Origin of the sequence: Geomonas diazotrophica, from assembly GCF_019063885.1 — a bacterium.
Lineage (GTDB): Bacteria > Desulfobacterota > Desulfuromonadia > Geobacterales > Geobacteraceae > Geomonas > Geomonas diazotrophica.
Genome location: NZ_CP077684.1, coordinates 1,605,394 through 1,622,028, shown reverse-complemented (window position 1 = coordinate 1,622,028; position 16,635 = coordinate 1,605,394). Strand labels below are relative to the sequence as shown.

The window sequence follows — 16,635 nt, the reverse complement described above, 5'->3', positions numbered from 1 at the left end:
AATCGGTATGCTGCAAAGACACGATCTGACGCTGGTTTACCACGACATAGAGCGCGCGTTGCTTGGTTGAACGGTCGCCATTGCCGGCTTCCTTATGAGAACGAAGAAAAAAGCGTTCAAATGAGTAAAAAGGATTACCATAAAGGGTGCAGGTTGACAAGAGCTTTAAGGTGTAATATCAAGAATTTCGACTCGTAAAACCGCGCCAGTCGTGGAGGTTACCCGTCCCTTCTGTGCGACTCTCACCCCTGCCACCCAGACGATCTCCCCCTCACTGAAAACGAGCGGCACCCGGCTGCGCTCATGAAGGGGGAGCTTTTCATTGATGAAAAGCTCCTTCACCTTCTGCGAGCCAGTCATGCCAAGCGGCGTGAAACGGTCACCGGGGGTGAAGGGGCGCACGAGCCAGGGAAACGGCGCCGCGTCCGCCGAGAGGTGGACGATCCTTTTCGACCCGGTTGCCAGGTCGTCGGGACGCTCCACCCGGCGCACCGTAAGCGTCATCCCGTTTTCCAGCCGGTAGCTCCCCTCGCCCGGCACGTCCTGTTCCCATTGCCTTGGAGCCGACGGTGCGGCACAGGTGAAGCTGAGCCTGTCGTAGCAACGCTCGACGCGGAGGTCGCCGGGGAGCTTCAAGCCGGCGTTGGGTCGACATGAACAGGCGAGGCGATCGATCGCCTCGAGGTGCGTGAGCGCGATGCACATCAGGTCCCCGCGCAGTTCGTGCAGCCCGTGGCGATACAGGCGCAGTCGCAGCCCCCGGTGCTCCTGAAGCAGCGCCTCGATGCCGAAAACCACCTCATCGTTTGCAGAGAAGGCGAGCCGGTCGAAGGAGCTGACGGTGAGGTGATCCAGGAGTTCCTCGTCAGCGGCGAGTATCTCCGCGGTGGCGGCCAGCCGTTCGGTGACCCTCGGGTTGTACTTTTTGAGGACGGGAATCAGTTCGTGGCGGATGCTGTTGCGCAGGATCGCGGTGTCGGAGTTAGTTTCGTCGGTACGCCAGGTTAAGCCGCGGCCGTTCAAGTACAGCTCAAGCTCCTCGCGGCTCACCTTGAGCAGCGGACGCTTTACCAGGTTGGCCCCACTGGGCTTCATGGCGCTCAGGCCGGTGGCACCTGCGCCCCGCAGCAGGCGGATCAGGACCGTCTCCGCCTGGTCGTCCAGGTGATGGGCAACCGCGATACCGGTGGCGCCACGGCGCCTTGCCACCTCGTGGAAGAAGGCGTAGCGCGCCTGGCGCCCGGCGTCCTCGAGCGAAAGCCCCTCGGCGGCGGCAAACGATGCGACGTCGACGCGGATGGCAACGAAGGGGAGATGGTAGCGGGTGGCGAGGTCCGCCACGAATTTCTCGTCCGTATCCGACTCGGCGCCGCGCAGGCAGTGGTTCAGGTGGGCGACGATCAGCTTGAGGCGCTCGTCCGCGAGCCGGGTCATGATATCGAGGAGGGCCACCGAATCAGCCCCCCCCGAGACCGCCACAACCACGGTCTCGCCGGGAGCAAAGAGATGTTGGTTACGGACGATGGCGACGAGGTCTTTCAAGCAGTTCGGGCTCCTGGAATCGAAGTGGCGAGTGCAGTCATGGTGGCGGGTTGGGCAGGGCGAATGATTATTCGCCCCTACAGGGGCGGAGGTTGTTTGGTGTCTCGGGAGATGGTAGGGAGAGCCCCCCCACATCACGGCGCCTATATCGGGGAGTCGTCGGCGCTGCCTGGCGACTGTAGGGGCGAATAATATTCGCCCAGCCCAAGGCGGCACCTACTGATATTGCCACTCCCGGCCACCCAACTGCCGCACCGTCGCCACCCAAAGAACGTAGAACGTAGAGTTCGTGGTTGGCGGCGCTGCCGGGCGACTGTAGGGGCGAATAATATTCGCCCAGCCCAAGGCGGCACCTACTGACATTGCCACTCCCGGTCACCCAACTGCCGCACCGGCACCCCCAAAGAACGTAGGACGTAGAGTTCGTGGTTGGCAACGCTGCCGGGCGACTGTAGGGGCGAATAATATTCGCCCAGCCCAAGCGGCACCTACTGACACTGCCACTCCCCGTCACCCAACTGCCGCACCGGCACCCCCAAAGAACGTAGAACGTAGAGTTCGTGGTTGGCGACGCTACCGGGCGACTGTAGGGGCGAATAATATTCGCCCAACCCAAGCGGCACCTACTGACATTGCCACTCCCGGTCACCCAACTGCCGCACCGGCACCCCCAAAGAACGTAGAACGTAGAGTTCGTGGTTGGCGACACTGCCGGGCGACTGTAGGGGCGAATAATATTCGCCCAGCCCAAGCGGCACCTACTGGCACTGCCACTCCCGGCCACCCAACTGCCGCACCGTCGCCACCCAAAGAACGTAGAACGTAGAGTTCGTGGTTGGCGACGCTGCCGGGCGACTGTAGGGGCGAATAATATTCGCCCAGCCCAAGCGGCACCTACTGACATTGCCACTCCCGGTCACCCAACTGCCGCACCGGCACCCCCAAAGAACGTAGAACGTAGAGTTCGTGGTTGGCGACGCTGCCGGGCGACTGTAGGGGCGAATAATATTCGCCCAGCCCAAGCGACACCTACTGACATTGCCACTCCCCGTCACCCAACTGCCGCACCGTCGCCCCCCCCAAGAACGTAGAACGTAGAACACGTTTCAGTCCTTGAGCGTGCACTCCCGCTCCCAGGTGTTGTACCCGTCCCCCACGATGTCCCAGAAGGACTCGATGCGCCCGGCGTAGTAGTCGAGTTCCGAGCACTCCGCCTCGATGGCCTGGAGGAACTTGAGCGAGATGAGCTGGTGGCCGAACAGGAAGCGGTAGAATTCGCGGACCCCCGCCAGGTACCCCTCAATTTCGCTGGCCAGCGGTTCCATGGTGTTGACGATGTACCAGTTGCCGGCGAACTGGCGCACGATCCCGGGGCGTTCGTCGAAGATGCTGCGTCCCTTGATGGAGACCACGAAGTCGCGGGTGAAGTAGTCCGCCGCGCCCGCGAGAGCCGTCGCCTGCTCCGGCGTCATGCCCGTTTGTTGTATCTCCTCGTAGAAGCGGTGCAGCAGGTCGCTCACCAGCTTATCCACCCGCACCTCGTCCTCGAGGGTCGTCGGCACGAAGTCCCTTTTATCAACCTTCAATACGTCGAATGCTTCTTCGCAAAGCTCGGCCATGTGCTCCTCTTGTCTTAAACATGTTCTACGTTCTATGTTCTACGTTCTGCGTCAACGGCTCCGACGTTCAGCATCCTGCCGCAGCGGCCCTACGGAATCAGGCTGCAGCCGGCACGAGATCGAAAAACGTAGAAAGCAGAACGTTTTCTAGCCTTGTTGCCTTCTCGGGTCGAGCGCGTCGCGGATCCCCTCCCCTACCAGATTGTAGGAAAGCACGGTGACCAGGATGGCCACACCGGGAAACAGCGACAACCACCAGGCGAACTCGATGTAGTCCTTGCCCGAGGTCAGGATGTTGCCCCAGCTCGGCGTCGGCGGCTGCACGCCTATCCCCAGGAAAGAGAGGGCCGACTCGGTCAGGATGGCCCCGGCCACGCCGAGGGTCGCGGAAACCAGCACCGGCGACAGGGCGTTGGGAAGGATGTGCCGGAAGATGATGCGCGAATCCGACGCACCCAGCACCCGCGCAGCCAGGATGAAGTCGCGGCTCTTCAGCGAGAGCACCTCAGCGCGCACCAGGCGCGCCACCCCCATCCAGCCCGTGAGCCCGATGATCACCATGATGTACCAGATGGAAGGCTCCAGCATGGCGATCACGGCGAGGATCAGGAAAAAGGTCGGGAAGCAGAGCATGATGTCGACCAACCGCATCAGCACCGAGTCGACCCAGCCGCCGTAAAAGCCGGCGAAGAGGCCGATCACCGTGCCGATGACCACCGCGATGCCGACCGCGACGAAGCCGACCTTAAGCGATACCCGGGCGCCGTACACGACGCGGGTGAAGACGTCGCGCCCCAACTCGTCGGTGCCGAACCAGTGGCTCCCGGAGGGGGGGAGCAGCACGTGCCATGCGTCGATGGTGTCGGGGCTGTACGGGGTCACCAGGCCTGCCGCCACGGACAGCAGAAACAGGACCGCGATCACGACCAGCCCCGCAGTCGCGAAACGATTGCTGGCGAAGCGTTGCCAGAACTCCCGGTATGGGCTGCTCACCTGGTCACGCATGGCACCCCCGGCCACCGAACGTGGTTGCCGTTCTCAATCTTAATCTTAATCTCAATCTGCCGTTCAGCCTCATCATCCCCTCCCGTGCCTGATGCGGGGATCCGCCAGGGCGTAGCAGAGGTCGGCCAAGAGGTTGCCGATCAGGGTAAGGCAGGCGCCGATCACCAGGATTCCCATCACCAGCGGGTAATCGCGCGCCATGACACCCTGGTAGAAAAGCTGCCCCATCCCGGGGATCGAGAAGATGGTTTCGAAGATGACGCTGCCGCCGATCAAGGCCGGAAGCGAGAAGCCGAGCAGCGTGATCACCGGGAGGAGCGCGTTCTTCAAGGCATGGCGGTAGATCACCACCCGCTCCCGCACTCCCTTGGCCCGGGCCGTGGTGATGTAGTCCTGCGACAGCACCTCTATCATGGTGGAGCGCATGTAGCGCGACAGCCCGGCCAGGCTGCCGAAGGTGGCGATGGCGATGGGGAGCACCAGGTGCCTGGCCAGGTCCAGGGTGCGCCACCACCAGGACCACTGGTCGCTCCCAAGCGAGTGGATGCCGGAGATGGGCAGCCAGGAGAGCTTGACGCCGAAGAGGTACATGCACAGAAGTGCCAGCCAGAAGGTGGGCACGGCGAAGCCGACAAAGACGAACACGGAGATGGCCCGGTCCAGCAGCGTGTCCCGGTGCACCGCGGCCATGATCCCGATCGGGAGCGCCAGGCCGAACTCGAGGATCAGGGCGATCACGTTGAGCGAGATGGTGATCGGGATCCTTTCCTTGATCTTGTCCAGCACCGGACGGTTGTCCGGCGCGAAGGAGCGGCCGAAGTCAAGCCGCGAGAGGTTGGAAAGCCACATGCCGTACTGTACGTGCAGCGGCTTGTCCAGCCCGTAGAACTCGCGCAGCCGTGCCCTGGACGCGGCGGAAGCCTTGGGGCTCATGGCGGTCTGCATCTCCACCGGCTCGCCCGGCGCGAGATGAATCACCGTGAAGGTGATCAGCGTGATCCCCAGCAGCAGCGGGATCAGCATCAGTATCCTTTTGATCAGGTAGTTGGCCATAGTTGTCTGAAGTGTTGGATGAGCCCGTCGAGTTCCGGTTGGCCGCGGCACAGCGGCACGTTATCTCACCGTTTCGGTTGTCGTCGATCGTGCACCGCTCAGGCGGTGCTGCCGCCAAATAATATCCTCGTCAAACCCGCGAGAGCATGTCTATTCCGGTTCCGAGAACCGATCAGTCCACATACCACTTGATGAAGTTGTGCATGATCCCGGCAGGAGCCGGCTCGATCCCCTTGATCCTGGAAGTCACCACCGGCAGCGCGTCAGGCACGTAGAGGAAGGTATAGGGCTGGTCCTTGGCCAGGATCTCCTGGATCTGGTAGTAGCAGTCGCGCCGCTTGCCCATGTCGAAGGTGCCCCGACCCTCTACGATGAGCCGGTCGAGTTCCGGGTTCAGGTAGTGGATGAAGTTCAGTTCCTTGGGCCCGGTCTTGGAGGAGTGCCAGACGTCGTACAGGTCGGGGTCCTGGGAGATGGTCCACCCCATGAGCACCACCTCGAACTTTCCTTTGTCGATGAAGTTGGTGAGGAAGGAGGCCCACTCCATGACCCGGATCTTCACGTCGATCCCCACCTTTTTCAGGCGCATCTGGATGATCTGGGCGCATTTAAGACGCTGATCGTTCCCCTGGTTGGTCATGATGGTGAAGCTGAGCGGCTTGCCGTCCTTCTCAAGGATGCCCCCCGCCCCCATGCGGTACCCCGCCTCCTGCAAAAGCGCCTTGGCGCGCGCCGGGTCGTACGCCGGATCGTTCTCCACCTTGGATTTGTAGGCCCAGGTGCCGGGCTTGTAGGGGCCATGCGCGATCTGCCCCATGCCGAGCAGCACACCCTGGATGATCTCTTCCTTGTTGATGGCGCAGGTAATGGCCCGGCGCACCCTGACGTCCTGGAACATCGGCAGGCGCAGGTTATAGCCCATGTAGGTGTAGGCCGACGCCGGGTAGCGGTACTTGTTGAAGCGCGCCAGGAACTCCTTGCCGGTGGTCTGGCGCTGGTACTGCACCGGGGAGAGCCCCATCATGTCGACCCCGCCCGCCTTCAGTTCCATGTACATGGTGGAGTTGTCGGGGATGATGCGGTAGACGTAGCGGGCCAGGCGCGGCGCACCCTCCCAGTAGTTCGGGTTCGCCTCCAGCACGAGCCTCTGCCCGGGGACCCACTCCTTGAAGATGTAGGGGCCGGTACCGACCGGGTTGCGCGAGAGCGGGCTTTTGGTGATGTCCTTCCCCTCGAGGAGGTGCGCCGGCAGGATCGGCATCCCCCACGAGGCGAGCGCAGGGGCGAACGGCTTCGCATAGGTGACCTGGAAGGTGTACTGGTCCGGGGCCTGGGCGCTTTGCACCTGCTTGAAGTCCTCGGCGTAAGCTGTCGGGGTCTTGGGATCGACGGTGACGCGGTAGGTGTAGAGCACGTCGCGCGAGGTGAAGTCGTGGCCGTCGTGCCACTTCACCCCGCGCCGCAGGTGGAAGGTGATCCGGAGGCCGTCAGGGGAAACCTCCCACGACTCGGCCAGGTCCCCTTCGAGCTTCAGATTCTTGTCGTAGCGCACCAGCCCGTTGTACACAAGCCCCGAGATGTCGCTGGAGGAGCTGTCCGAAGCGAGGATCGGGACCAGGTTGGAGGGTTCCCCGATGCTCCCGGTGACGAACTGCGATCCCCCCTGCACCTGCGCCTTATTCCAGGGTGCATCCTGCCCGCAGGCGGCGCAGACCAGGAGGAGGAGCAGGAGGCAGACAGCGCGGGCAAGGCTCATTTTTCACCGGCTTCCTGGCGGCAATGCTTGATCTTCTCGGCGAGCTCGGCGCTCTGCTCGGGCTCCATCTTCTGCAGCTTCTTGTAGAGCGGCAGCGCCTTCTTGAAGGCGTGGGTGGCGCAGTAGACGTCGGCCAGGTGCCCAAGCACGGTGGCGTCGCCGTCGGAGAGCTCCGCGGCCCGCTCCAGTTGTGCGATCGCCTCGTTGTAGCGCTTGAGCTTGAAGTAGGTCCATCCAAGGCTGTCCAGTATGAACCCGTCGTCGGGCCTCAGGCTCACCGCCTTTTTCAGGTAGTTCAGCGCATCCTCGAGGTTCGTCCCCATCTCGGCGTAGGTGTAGCCGAGGTAGTTGAGCGCCTGGGGATCGTCGGGAGTCGCCTCGAGCACCTTCTTCATCATGGTGACGGAGAGTTCCTTCTGCCCCATCTTGTCGTAGAGGATGCCGAGCCGGAACAGCACGCGCGGATCGGACTGCAGCTTCGGATCCATCGTTTTCAGCGTGTCGATCCCGCGCTGGTACTGCTCCATCGACTCGTAGAAGCCGGCCAGGTGCAGGTAGGGCTCGATGCGGGAAGGCTCGTCCCCGATCTCCTTAAGGAGCAGGGTGACCCCCTTCTCCGGCTGCCCCTTTTCCTTGTACAGGTAGGCCAGGTGCCCAAGGGAATCCAGGTAGTAAGGGGACTCACGCGAGACCTTCTTGAACTCGATGATGGCCTGGTCCACGTTCTCCTTCTCCTCGAAGGCGGAGGCGAGGTAGAAGCGGACCTGCTGCGCGTCGGGCTCGACGGCGAGGATGTCCTGGAAAGTCTTGATGGCCTCGTCGTAACGCTCGAGTTCGAGCAGCAACAGGCCGATCTTGCGCGAGGTTTCCAGCGACTTCCCCCCCTTCTGCTGCAACAGGGCCAGGGCCTCCTCGAGGCGCTTCTGCTGGATGTAGAGCTGCGCCAGGTGCTGGATCACGTTGGCGTTGTTGGGGTTTATCTCGAGGAGATCCTTGTAGCTGTCGATGGCGTCCGGGATGAGCCCCTGGGTCTCCTGGGAGATCCCCATCTCGATCAGGGCCTGCTCGAAGTCGGGCTTGAGTTCGACGGCCTTCTTGTAGTAGACGAGCGCCTCTTTGGGGAGCCGCATCTGTTCGTAGGTCTTGGCGAGGTAATAGTACCCGAGCGCCGACTCCGGGGACGCCTTCACCAGCGCCTTCAGCGTGTCCACCGCCTGCTCGTACTCGAAACTCTTCAGGTAGTAGATGGCGATGTGCAGGTAGACCTCTTCCTTGGACGGGTCGAGTTCGATCACCTTCTTGTAGTACTGGACCGCCTCCTTCTCGCGCTGCAGGCTCATCAGGATGTTGCCGCACAACTGCTGCGCCGGGAGCGAACTGGGCTCGATGGCGATGGCGGCCTGGCACTCGGTGAGCGCGTCCTCGGGACGGTTCTGCTGCAGGTAGATCTGCGCCGAGGCGTTGTGCAGAAAGGCGGAGGTGGGATCGGCGGCGATCGCCTCACGCAGCAGGAGCAGGGCGCCATCCTGGTCGCCTTCGGACGCGCGCAGCCTGGCCATGGCGAAGAGCGACAGGTTCTTCGCTTCCCCGGGGGGAGGAGTCGGGGCGATGACGGCGCCCAGTTCGGTCAGCGGTGACGAAACCGAAGCTTGCTCGGTGGCGCAGGCGTTGATCAGCAGGGGCAGGAAAAGGAGCGCTAGACACTTCTTGGTCATGGGTTACCTGTGGCTTCGGTAGATTTCGGGCAAAATCTAAAAAACGCGGCACCCCGGTGGGATACAGTATCCGGGGTGGCGCGGTTAACTACATGAAAGCTAGCATAAATAGGTAGCAGCGTCAAACAACATTTAGCTCCATTTTAGACTGTTGCAGCTCAAACTCGGTATGGTACTATTCTCAAGTGAAATCATCGGCTTACCGGCAAAACGATGGATGAAAAGCTTATAAAATCGTTACTTGAAGCAGCGGCCTACCCAGAGCCGACGGCAGCGGTGCGCCTTGTCGAGACCCACGTCTCCTTCATCTTCATCACCGACCACTTCGTATATAAGGTGAAAAAGGCCGTAGACTACGGCTTTCTCGACTTCACCACGCTGGACCGGCGCCGCTTTTACTGCGGCGAAGAGGTACGCCTGAACCGGCGCCTCTGCCCCGAGGTCTACCTGGGGGTCGTGGAACTGCGCGAGACGGCAGAGGGCGCCGGTTTCAACGGTGGCGGCAAGGTCGTCGACTACGCCGTCAAGATGAAACGTCTCCCCCAGGAGCGCATGCTGGACCACCTCCTCGGGGAGGGAGCCGTCTGCGCCGCCGACATGGTCCGCATCGCGCAGGCCGTGGCCTCCTTCCACGCGGGCGCCGAGCGCTCCCCGCAGATCGACGCCTGCGCCTCGCCCGGCGCGATCGGCGAGAACTGGGAGCAGAACTTCCGCCAGAGCGCCCCCTTCGTGGGGAGCACACTGCCGGCAGGGGAGCTGGCGGGAATCCGCCAATGGGTCGACGCGTTCCTCTCCGGCAACAAGACGCTGTTTCATACCCGTATAGCCGGCGGCTTCATCAGGGACTGCGACGGCGACCTGCATTCCGGCAACATCTGTCTCACCGACCCGGTCTGCATCTTCGACTGCATCGAGTTCAACGAGAAGTTTCGCCACATAGATACCGCCGCCGACCTCGCCTTCCTGCTCATGGACCTTGAGTACGCCGGGCGCGCCGACCTCTCCCGCGCACTGCTGGCGGCCTACTGCGAGGCGAGCGGCGACCGGGGCATGGCGCCGCTGCTCGACTTTTACAAGGCGCAGCGGGCCTTCGTGCGCGGCAAGGTGACCAGCCTGCGCCTCGCCCAGCCCGGGCAGAGCCCGGAAGAGTCGGCAGCCGTGAGGACCGCGGCGCGGCGCTACTTCCGCCTCTCCCGCGGCTACACGCTCCGAGACCGGCTTACCCCGACACTCGTCCTCACCTGCGGCCTGAGCGGCAGCGGCAAGAGCACCCTGGCCGCCGAGCTCAGCCGGGAGCTTGGGCTGGACCTCGTCCGCTCCGACCTGGTGCGCAAGGCGCTCGCGGGGGTGCCCGCCGCCGGCGTCGAGCCGAGCGCAGCCTACCGGGAGGGCATCTACGGAGAGGAGATGGACCGGACCACCTACGGCGCTCTTCTCGTCGAGGCCGAGCGCTCCCTGTCCGGCGGCAGGGGGATCGTGGTCGATGCCACCTTCCGGCGGCGCCAGGACCGGGAGCGGTTCCGGCAACTGGCCGCGCGGCTTGCGGTCCCCTTCCTCATCGTGGAGACCCGCTGTTCGAGCGAGGCCGCCCGCGAACGCCTGGAGCGGCGGCGCCACGATCCCGCCGAGGTCTCCGACGCCCGGTGGGAACAGTACCAGCGGCAGCAGGCCGAATTCGAGTCACCCGCCCCCGGGGAAAGTCTGCTTATCGACAGCGCCCTCCCGGTCTGGGACGGGGCGGACCGGGTGCTCGCCGCCATGGGGTTACTGGCATGAAGAACAACCTAAAGCAAATCGTGCTGCACCGGCTCAAACTGAAGGACACCTGGGTGATCTGCTTCGTCCTCGGCATGGTGATGATGAACTACCCCTTCATCAGCATCTTCAACAAGCCGACCCTCCCTCTCGGGATCCCGCTTCTCTACCTTTACCTGCTGGTCGGCTGGAGCTTCTCCATATTCATCGTCTACCTGTTCAGCCGGGCGGCACGCAAGGACAGCGACACCAGGGGGCATATGTAATGCTGGATGTCAACTGGGTCTGGGGCACCGCCCTGCTCTACATAGCCTTTCTGTTCCTGGTCGCCTACTACGCCGACCAGCGCCAGAAGGCCGGCCGCAGCATCACCGCCAACCCCTGGGTCTATGCCCTCTCCATAGCCGTCTACGCCACATCCTGGACCTTCTACGGCTCGGTCGGCAAGGCGGCCACCACCGGCATAGACTTCCTCCCGGTCTACCTGGGCCCCACCCTCACCGCCTTCACCTGGTGGTTCCTGCTCAAGAAGATGGTGCGGATCTCCAAGGAAAACAACATCACCTCGATCGCCGACTTCATAAGCTCCCGGTACGGCTCGTCCCAGTGGCTCGGCGCGATCATCACCGTGATCACCCTCATGGGGGTGATGCCCTACATCGCCCTGCAGCTCAAGGCCGTCTCCACCTCCTTCACCATCATCACCGGCTACCACGACTTCCACGTCGGCTTCATGGAGCGGGTCTACATCCCCTCCCCCCATCCGGGGCTCTTCACCGCGCTCTTTCTGGCCGTGTTCAGCGTCCTGTTCGGGGCGAGGCACCTGATCTCCACCGAGCGCCACGACGGCCTGGTGGCGGCGATCGCGCTCGAATCGCTGGTGAAGCTGATGGCCATGCTCACCGTCGGCCTCTGCATCACCTACTTCGCCTTCAACGGCATGGGCGACATCTTCCAGCGCATGCACCAGAAGGACCCGCAGCTGCTGGCGCGTCTCACCACCCTCAGCGACCGCGGCGACAACTCCTACGCCTCCATGTTCAGCATCCTGACCCTTTCCATGGGGGCCGTCATGCTCCTGCCGCGCCAGTTCCAGATCATGGTGCTGGAGAACGCGCACGAGTCGCACCTGAACACGGCGTCCTGGCGCTTCCCGGCCTACATGTTCCTGATGAACCTGTTCGTGATGCCCATCGCCCTGGCGGGGGTGCTCATGAACGGCAGCAACGTGGGGGCGGACTACTTCGTGCTCACCCTCCCCATGCAGCTCGGCTACCCCTGGCTCGCGCTGGTGGCCTTTTTGGGCGGATTCTCCGCCTCGGCCGGGATGGTCATGGTCGAATCCATCGCCGTGTCGACCATGCTCCTTAACCACGTGCTGTTGCCGGTGGTGATCAAGCTGAAGCCGCGGGCCTGGTTCCCGCAGCTGCTCATAAACCTGAAGCGCTTCGGCATCGTGCTGGTGATCCTCCTTGGCTACCTGTACCAGAGCGTGGTGGGGGAAAGCTACATGCTGGCCAACATGGGGCTCATCTCCTTCTCCGCGGCGATCCAGTTCGCGCCTGCCCTGGTCGGCGGGCTCTACTGGCCGCGCGGCAACAAGGCGGGCGCCATCGCGGGGCTTTTGGCCGGGTTCGCGGTCTGGTTCTACACGCTGCTGCTCCCCTCGCTGCTGCGTGCCGGCGGCTGGCAGAGCGATTTCCTCATGAACGGCCCCTTCGGCATCGCCCTCTTGCGCCCCCAGGAGTTCTTCGGGCTGAGCGGGCTCGACCCGTACACCCACACCCTGTTCTGGAGCATGTTCGTGAACATCGGCGCCTACCTCTCCCTCTCCATCCTCCTGGGCCAGGGGGAGAAGGAGCGCGAGCAGGTGGACCGGTTCGTCCGCGTCTTCGCCCCCGAGAGCGCCACCCCCCAGTGGGAGACCAAGCGCCTCTCCAAGCCGGTCACCATCGTGCAGTTCGTGAACCTCATGACCAAGTTCATCGGGGAGCAGCAGGCCAACGTCGCCATCACCGACTACCTTGGGGACCGCGAGATCGACGGCAAGGGGGGGGTCTCCGAGTTCGAGCTCCCCAACCTGAAGCGCTTCGTGGAGAAGACCCTGGCCGGCTCGCTCGGCGGGGCGGCGGCGGGCGCCGTGGTGGAAAGCTTCCTCTCCGACATCGGTTCCCGCATGGAGCCGGTCTACGACATCTTCTCCACGGTGCGCACCTCGCGCGACCAAAGCCGCGAGGCGCTCTTCGTCAGGCTGCGCGCCTCGGAGATCATGAACCGCTCGCTGGAGCTGGACATCATCATGGGCGACCTCCTCGAGCTCTTGCTGCGCGAGTTCAAGCTCGACCTCGCCGTGATCCGCCTTTTGAACGAGGAATCGGTGCTGCAGGTGCGCTGCTACCGCGGCATCGGCGGCGACAGGCTCACCGCCGAGGACCGCCTCCTGGAGATCGACACCCACGTCGGCGAGGCCTTCCTCGGGCGCCGCACCGAGTTCTTCAACGACACCGCCTTCATCACCAAGCCGATCGCCAAGGAGATCTTCCGCAGGGAGGGGATCAAGTCCTTCGCCCACATCCCCATCGCCAGCGAGGGGTCCCAGCCGGTGGGGATCCTCTCGGTCTTCTCCCGCTCCATCGTGGGGCTTTTCACCGAGCAGTTCGTGGAGCTCCTGGAGAGTCTCGCCGGCCAGATGGCCCAGGCGGTGCGCATCGTCGAGGAGCGCGAGGCCAAGGAGAGGGAGCGGCGCCAGAAGGAGGCCGCACTCTTGGAGAACGCCAGGGTGACCCGCGACCTGGAGCTCGCCAAGCAGATCCAGCTCTCGCTGCTCCCCGAAAGCCCCCCAACCCTGCCGGGGGTGCGCATCGCCAGCCGCTGCGTCCCCGCGGCCCACGTGGGAGGGGACTACTACGACTTCTTCGAACGGGACAACCAGGTGGTGGACCTCGTCATTGCGGACGTCTCCGGCCACAGCGTAGGCGCCGCCCTCATCATGGTGGAGACCCGCAGCGTACTGAGGGCACAGATCAAGGAGCCGCGCTCGGCCCGGGACCTCCTTACGCTTTTGAACGAGCTCCTCTACGACGACCTCACCGGCGCCGAGCTTTTCATCACCATGTTCTGCGCGAGATACGACAGCGCGACCCGTATCCTCAGGTACGCCAACGCCGGACACACCCGGCCGCTGCTGTTCCGCGCCGGGAACTGGATGGAACTGGACGCCGAGGGGCTCATCCTCGGGGTGGAGAGGAACGTGGTTTTCGAGGAGCAGCGGATCGAGCTGCAGGCGGGGGACCTTCTCTTCATCTACACCGACGGCATCATCGAGGCCGAGAACGCAGAGGGCGAGCTCTTCGGCATCCCGAGGCTTTGCGGGCTGCTCGGGCCCCTGTCGGACCTTGAGCCCGAGGTGCTGATCGAGAAGGTGCTTTCCGAGGTATCTTCCTACGCCTGGCCGCAACCTTTACAGGACGACATATCCATGGTAGTGATGAAAGTTGCCTGAACCGGGGGCGGCGCCACTTGCTAAATGTCGGCGCTTATTGCACAATGAACCTGGCTGTATGCCGTACGGACCTCACAACAAGGAGATGGTCATGAACCTAGCAAGCGAGACGAGGAACGACGTTGTAATCATATACGTCAAGGAGGAAAGGCTGGACGCGCACAACTCGACCGAGCTGAAAAGCGCGGTACAGAAGCTATTCGAGGACGGCACGAAGAACGTCCTGGTGGACCTGAAGGATGTACGTTTTATCGACAGTTCCGGGCTGGGTGCGCTGGTCTCGGGTTTCAAGAACGCCATCTCCCACCAGGGGAACCTGAAGCTTTCCTCTTTGCAGTCCCAGGTCAAGTCGATGTTCGAACTGACCCGCCTGCACCGGGTCTTCGAAATCTTCCCTTCAACAGTGGAGGCGGTGGAGAACTTCCAGTCCTAACTGATCGGGCGGCACAAAGCGAGGCGTCAGATGGAAGGAAACACGATCGAGGTCGACATAAAGGTCCCCAACAAGACGAAGTACCTGAGTCTTATCGGGAAGATCGGGGAGGACATCGCCCGGGAGCTGGAGCGCTACAGCGGCGACAAGGAGGTCCTCGCCTACCATCTGAACCTGGTCCTCACCGAGGCAATGGTGAACGCCATCAAGCACGCCGGCCCGAAGGAGCCGGAAAAGCTCGTGCGCATAGTGATCACCCTGCACCGGGACGACCTGACCATCAAGGTCTACGACGACGGGCAGGGGTTCGACATCAACGCCATCCCGGCCCCCAACTTCGAGGAGTTGGAGGACCGGGGACGGGGGATCTTCCTGATCCGGACCCTGATGGACTCGGTGGCCTACCGGAAAAGCTGCAAGGAAAACATGCTTGAGATGAAGAAGAAGCTCGCCTGAGGTTACCCCCGCCTGCAGCGGTAGCATACCATCGCCGCTCCCAGCAGGAACATCGGCAAGCTCAACATCTGCCCCATCGAAAATCCCCCCAAGAGAAATCCGATCTGCTCGTCGGGCTGCCTGACGAACTCCACCAGGAAACGGAACAGTCCGTACAGCGCGATGAAGGACCAGACCACCACCCCGTCACGATGCACCCTTTTCGAGAGCTGGTACAGGATCAGGAACATCAGCGGCCCCTCGAGGAACGCCTCGTAAAGCTGCGACGGATGGCGCGGCAGCGGGCCGCCGGTCGGGAAGACGATCCCCCAGGGGACGTCGGTGACCCGGCCGTAGAGCTCGCCGTTTATGAAGTTGCCGATCCGGCCGAAGCCAAGCCCGACTGGGGCCGCCAGGAAGCCGATGTCGGCCAGCGGGTAGAAGCGGAGCTTGAACTTCCTGATGAAGTAGAGGCTCGCCAGGAGCGCCCCGATCAGGCCGCCGTGGAAGGACATCCCCCCTTCCCAAACCGCGAACAGTTTCAGGGGGTGGGAGAGGTAATAGGAGAAGTTGTAGAACAGGATGTAGCCTAGGCGCCCCCCGAGGATCACCCCCACCGCGACGGTGAAGATCAGGTCGGCGACCTGGTCCTTGTTAAGGGGAAGCCCCTTTCTCCTCACCCCCGAGAGGATGATGAAGTAGGAGGCGACGAAGCCGCAGATGTACATGAGACCGTACCAGCGGAATTCCAGCGGCCCCAGGCGCAGGAAGACCGGGTCGATGTTCGGGAAGATCATGCTGCATTCTCCAAGGTGATGTTTGTATGCCCGGTCCGGGACCCGCGGCAGGCGCTCGGGGCCCCGGACGGAGGATGGGAGCTACTTCTTGAAATCGGGGGGGACGCCGGCACGGTCCGCGCTTTCCCGCAACTGGTCGAGCTTTTTCTGCTGCGCCTGGACCCGGTCCTCGGCGTACTTGATGCTGTTCTGGATGGCGAGGTACTCGGAACGGGTCATGCGCGAGGTGTCGGCGAGCCTCCCCTTGAGGGTGGCGAGGTCGGACTGCGCGTTGTTCAGGTTGGACTCGGCCTGCAGGAATTCCCTGCGCCAGGCCGCCTCGTCCTTGCCGCCGTAGAGCTTCTTGCCCACCTGGGCCTCGTCCGGCTTCGCCTTGGCGGGCTCCGCCGCGCCCCCTTCGATAACCCTGGGTCCCGGTTCCTCTTCGCCCACCCTTCTCGCTTTCTTGCGGTACTTCTTGGGGACCTGCCCCAGGTCGTCGGCGAAGTTGACCGTACCCCTTTCGTCGGTCCACTGGTAGGTTTCCGCCGCTGCGGTCAGCGGGTAGAGCAAGAGCAACAACACGAGCAATCTCTTCATTTGGGCCTCCTTTTGCGTGCCTACAGTGATCTGCACCTCACACCGGCCTCCCGGCCGCGCGGGGACCGCTAGCCCGGAGGCCACCCCAGCTTGCGCCCTGCCAGCAGGTGGAAGTGGATGTGCCATACCGACTGTCCGGCGCCGGCGTTGTTGTTGTTCACCAGGCGGAACCCCTCCTGGTCGAAGCCCCGCTCGCGTGCGATCGCCGCGGCGACCCGGTGCACGCCCCCGATCAGCTGGTCGTCCGCCGGGGTCAGCTCCAGGGTGTTGACCAAGTGTTTTTTGGGGACGATGAGGATATGGACCGGGGCGACCGGGTTTATGTCCTCGATGGCGAAGAGGAGCTCGTCCTCGTAGACCTTCTTGACCGGGATGGCACCCTCGGCCATCTTGCAGAACAGGCAATCACTCATGGTTTCCTCCAGTTACAGAATAAGAGTTCGA

At 63.1% G+C, this 16,635-nt stretch carries 14 protein-coding genes; 5 read left to right on the top strand and 9 right to left on the bottom strand.

The features are described 5' to 3' along the window. Nucleotides 1-165: 165 nt before the first annotated feature. From tilS to KP003_RS07080, 6 genes are all read right to left on the bottom strand, one after another. Complete coding sequence (gene tilS / locus KP003_RS07105; protein ID WP_216791263.1) at nucleotides 166-1,542, bottom strand: tRNA lysidine(34) synthetase TilS; 1,377 nt, start codon at nucleotides 1,540-1,542, stop codon at nucleotides 166-168. A 1,106-nt stretch (nucleotides 1,543-2,648) separates the two neighbouring features. Next, the gene (locus KP003_RS07100; RefSeq protein ID WP_216498221.1) at nucleotides 2,649-3,161 is read right to left on the bottom strand and encodes a hypothetical protein; all 513 of its coding nucleotides are present in this window, start codon (nucleotides 3,159-3,161) and stop codon (nucleotides 2,649-2,651) included. A gap of 147 nt (nucleotides 3,162-3,308) precedes the next feature. After that, nucleotides 3,309-4,166, bottom strand: a complete 858-nt coding sequence (gene opp4C, locus KP003_RS07095) for an oligopeptide ABC transporter permease (protein WP_216498222.1) — start codon at nucleotides 4,164-4,166, stop codon at nucleotides 3,309-3,311. A 72-nt stretch (nucleotides 4,167-4,238) separates the two neighbouring features. Further along, nucleotides 4,239-5,219: an ABC transporter permease gene (locus tag KP003_RS07090; RefSeq protein WP_216498223.1), complete on the bottom strand. Its 981-nt coding sequence runs from the start codon at nucleotides 5,217-5,219 to the stop codon at nucleotides 4,239-4,241. Nucleotides 5,220-5,391: 172 nt separating this feature from the next. Then, a complete protein-coding gene (locus tag KP003_RS07085; RefSeq protein WP_216498224.1) occupies nucleotides 5,392-6,975 on the bottom strand; it encodes a peptide-binding protein in 1,584 nt (527 codons plus the stop codon). After that, nucleotides 6,972-8,690, bottom strand: a complete 1,719-nt coding sequence (locus tag KP003_RS07080) for a tetratricopeptide repeat protein (RefSeq protein ID WP_216791261.1) — start codon at nucleotides 8,688-8,690, stop codon at nucleotides 6,972-6,974. The genes KP003_RS07085 and KP003_RS07080 overlap by 4 nt, the downstream gene beginning before the upstream one ends. 213 nt (nucleotides 8,691-8,903) lie before the next feature. Between KP003_RS07080 and KP003_RS07075 the strand changes: the two genes are divergently transcribed. The 5 genes from KP003_RS07075 (at nucleotide 8,904) to KP003_RS07055 (ending at nucleotide 14,836) form a co-directional block, all read left to right on the top strand. Beyond that, nucleotides 8,904-10,466 (top strand): bifunctional aminoglycoside phosphotransferase/ATP-binding protein, encoded by a 1,563-nt coding sequence (locus KP003_RS07075; RefSeq protein WP_216791259.1) that lies wholly within the window; start codon nucleotides 8,904-8,906, stop codon nucleotides 10,464-10,466. Continuing rightward, nucleotides 10,463-10,711: a hypothetical protein gene (locus KP003_RS07070; protein ID WP_216791258.1), complete on the top strand. Its 249-nt coding sequence runs from the start codon at nucleotides 10,463-10,465 to the stop codon at nucleotides 10,709-10,711. Before KP003_RS07075 ends, KP003_RS07070 begins: the two co-directional genes overlap by 4 nt. After that, entirely contained in the window at nucleotides 10,711-13,947 is a 3,237-nt protein-coding gene (locus KP003_RS07065; protein WP_216791256.1) for a SpoIIE family protein phosphatase, read from the top strand. The genes KP003_RS07070 and KP003_RS07065 overlap by 1 nt, the downstream gene beginning before the upstream one ends. Before the next feature lie 91 nt (nucleotides 13,948-14,038). Further along, nucleotides 14,039-14,380, top strand: coding sequence for an STAS domain-containing protein (locus KP003_RS07060; RefSeq protein ID WP_216498229.1), 342 nt, complete (start codon nucleotides 14,039-14,041; stop codon nucleotides 14,378-14,380). A 30-nt stretch (nucleotides 14,381-14,410) separates the two neighbouring features. Continuing rightward, nucleotides 14,411-14,836, top strand: a complete 426-nt coding sequence (locus KP003_RS07055) for an ATP-binding protein (RefSeq protein WP_216498230.1) — start codon at nucleotides 14,411-14,413, stop codon at nucleotides 14,834-14,836. Nucleotides 14,837-14,838: 2 nt separating this feature from the next. On the opposite strand, the gene lgt is transcribed toward KP003_RS07055, so the two are convergent. The 3 genes from lgt to KP003_RS07040 form a co-directional block, all read right to left on the bottom strand. Then, nucleotides 14,839-15,612, bottom strand: coding sequence for a prolipoprotein diacylglyceryl transferase (gene lgt, locus KP003_RS07050; RefSeq protein ID WP_216791254.1), 774 nt, complete (start codon nucleotides 15,610-15,612; stop codon nucleotides 14,839-14,841). An 81-nt stretch (nucleotides 15,613-15,693) separates the two neighbouring features. Further along, nucleotides 15,694-16,191, bottom strand: coding sequence for a DUF4124 domain-containing protein (locus KP003_RS07045; protein WP_216791253.1), 498 nt, complete (start codon nucleotides 16,189-16,191; stop codon nucleotides 15,694-15,696). 68 nt (nucleotides 16,192-16,259) lie between these two features. After that, nucleotides 16,260-16,604, bottom strand: coding sequence for a histidine triad nucleotide-binding protein (locus KP003_RS07040; protein WP_216791251.1), 345 nt, complete (start codon nucleotides 16,602-16,604; stop codon nucleotides 16,260-16,262). Nucleotides 16,605-16,635 lie beyond the last annotated feature (31 nt).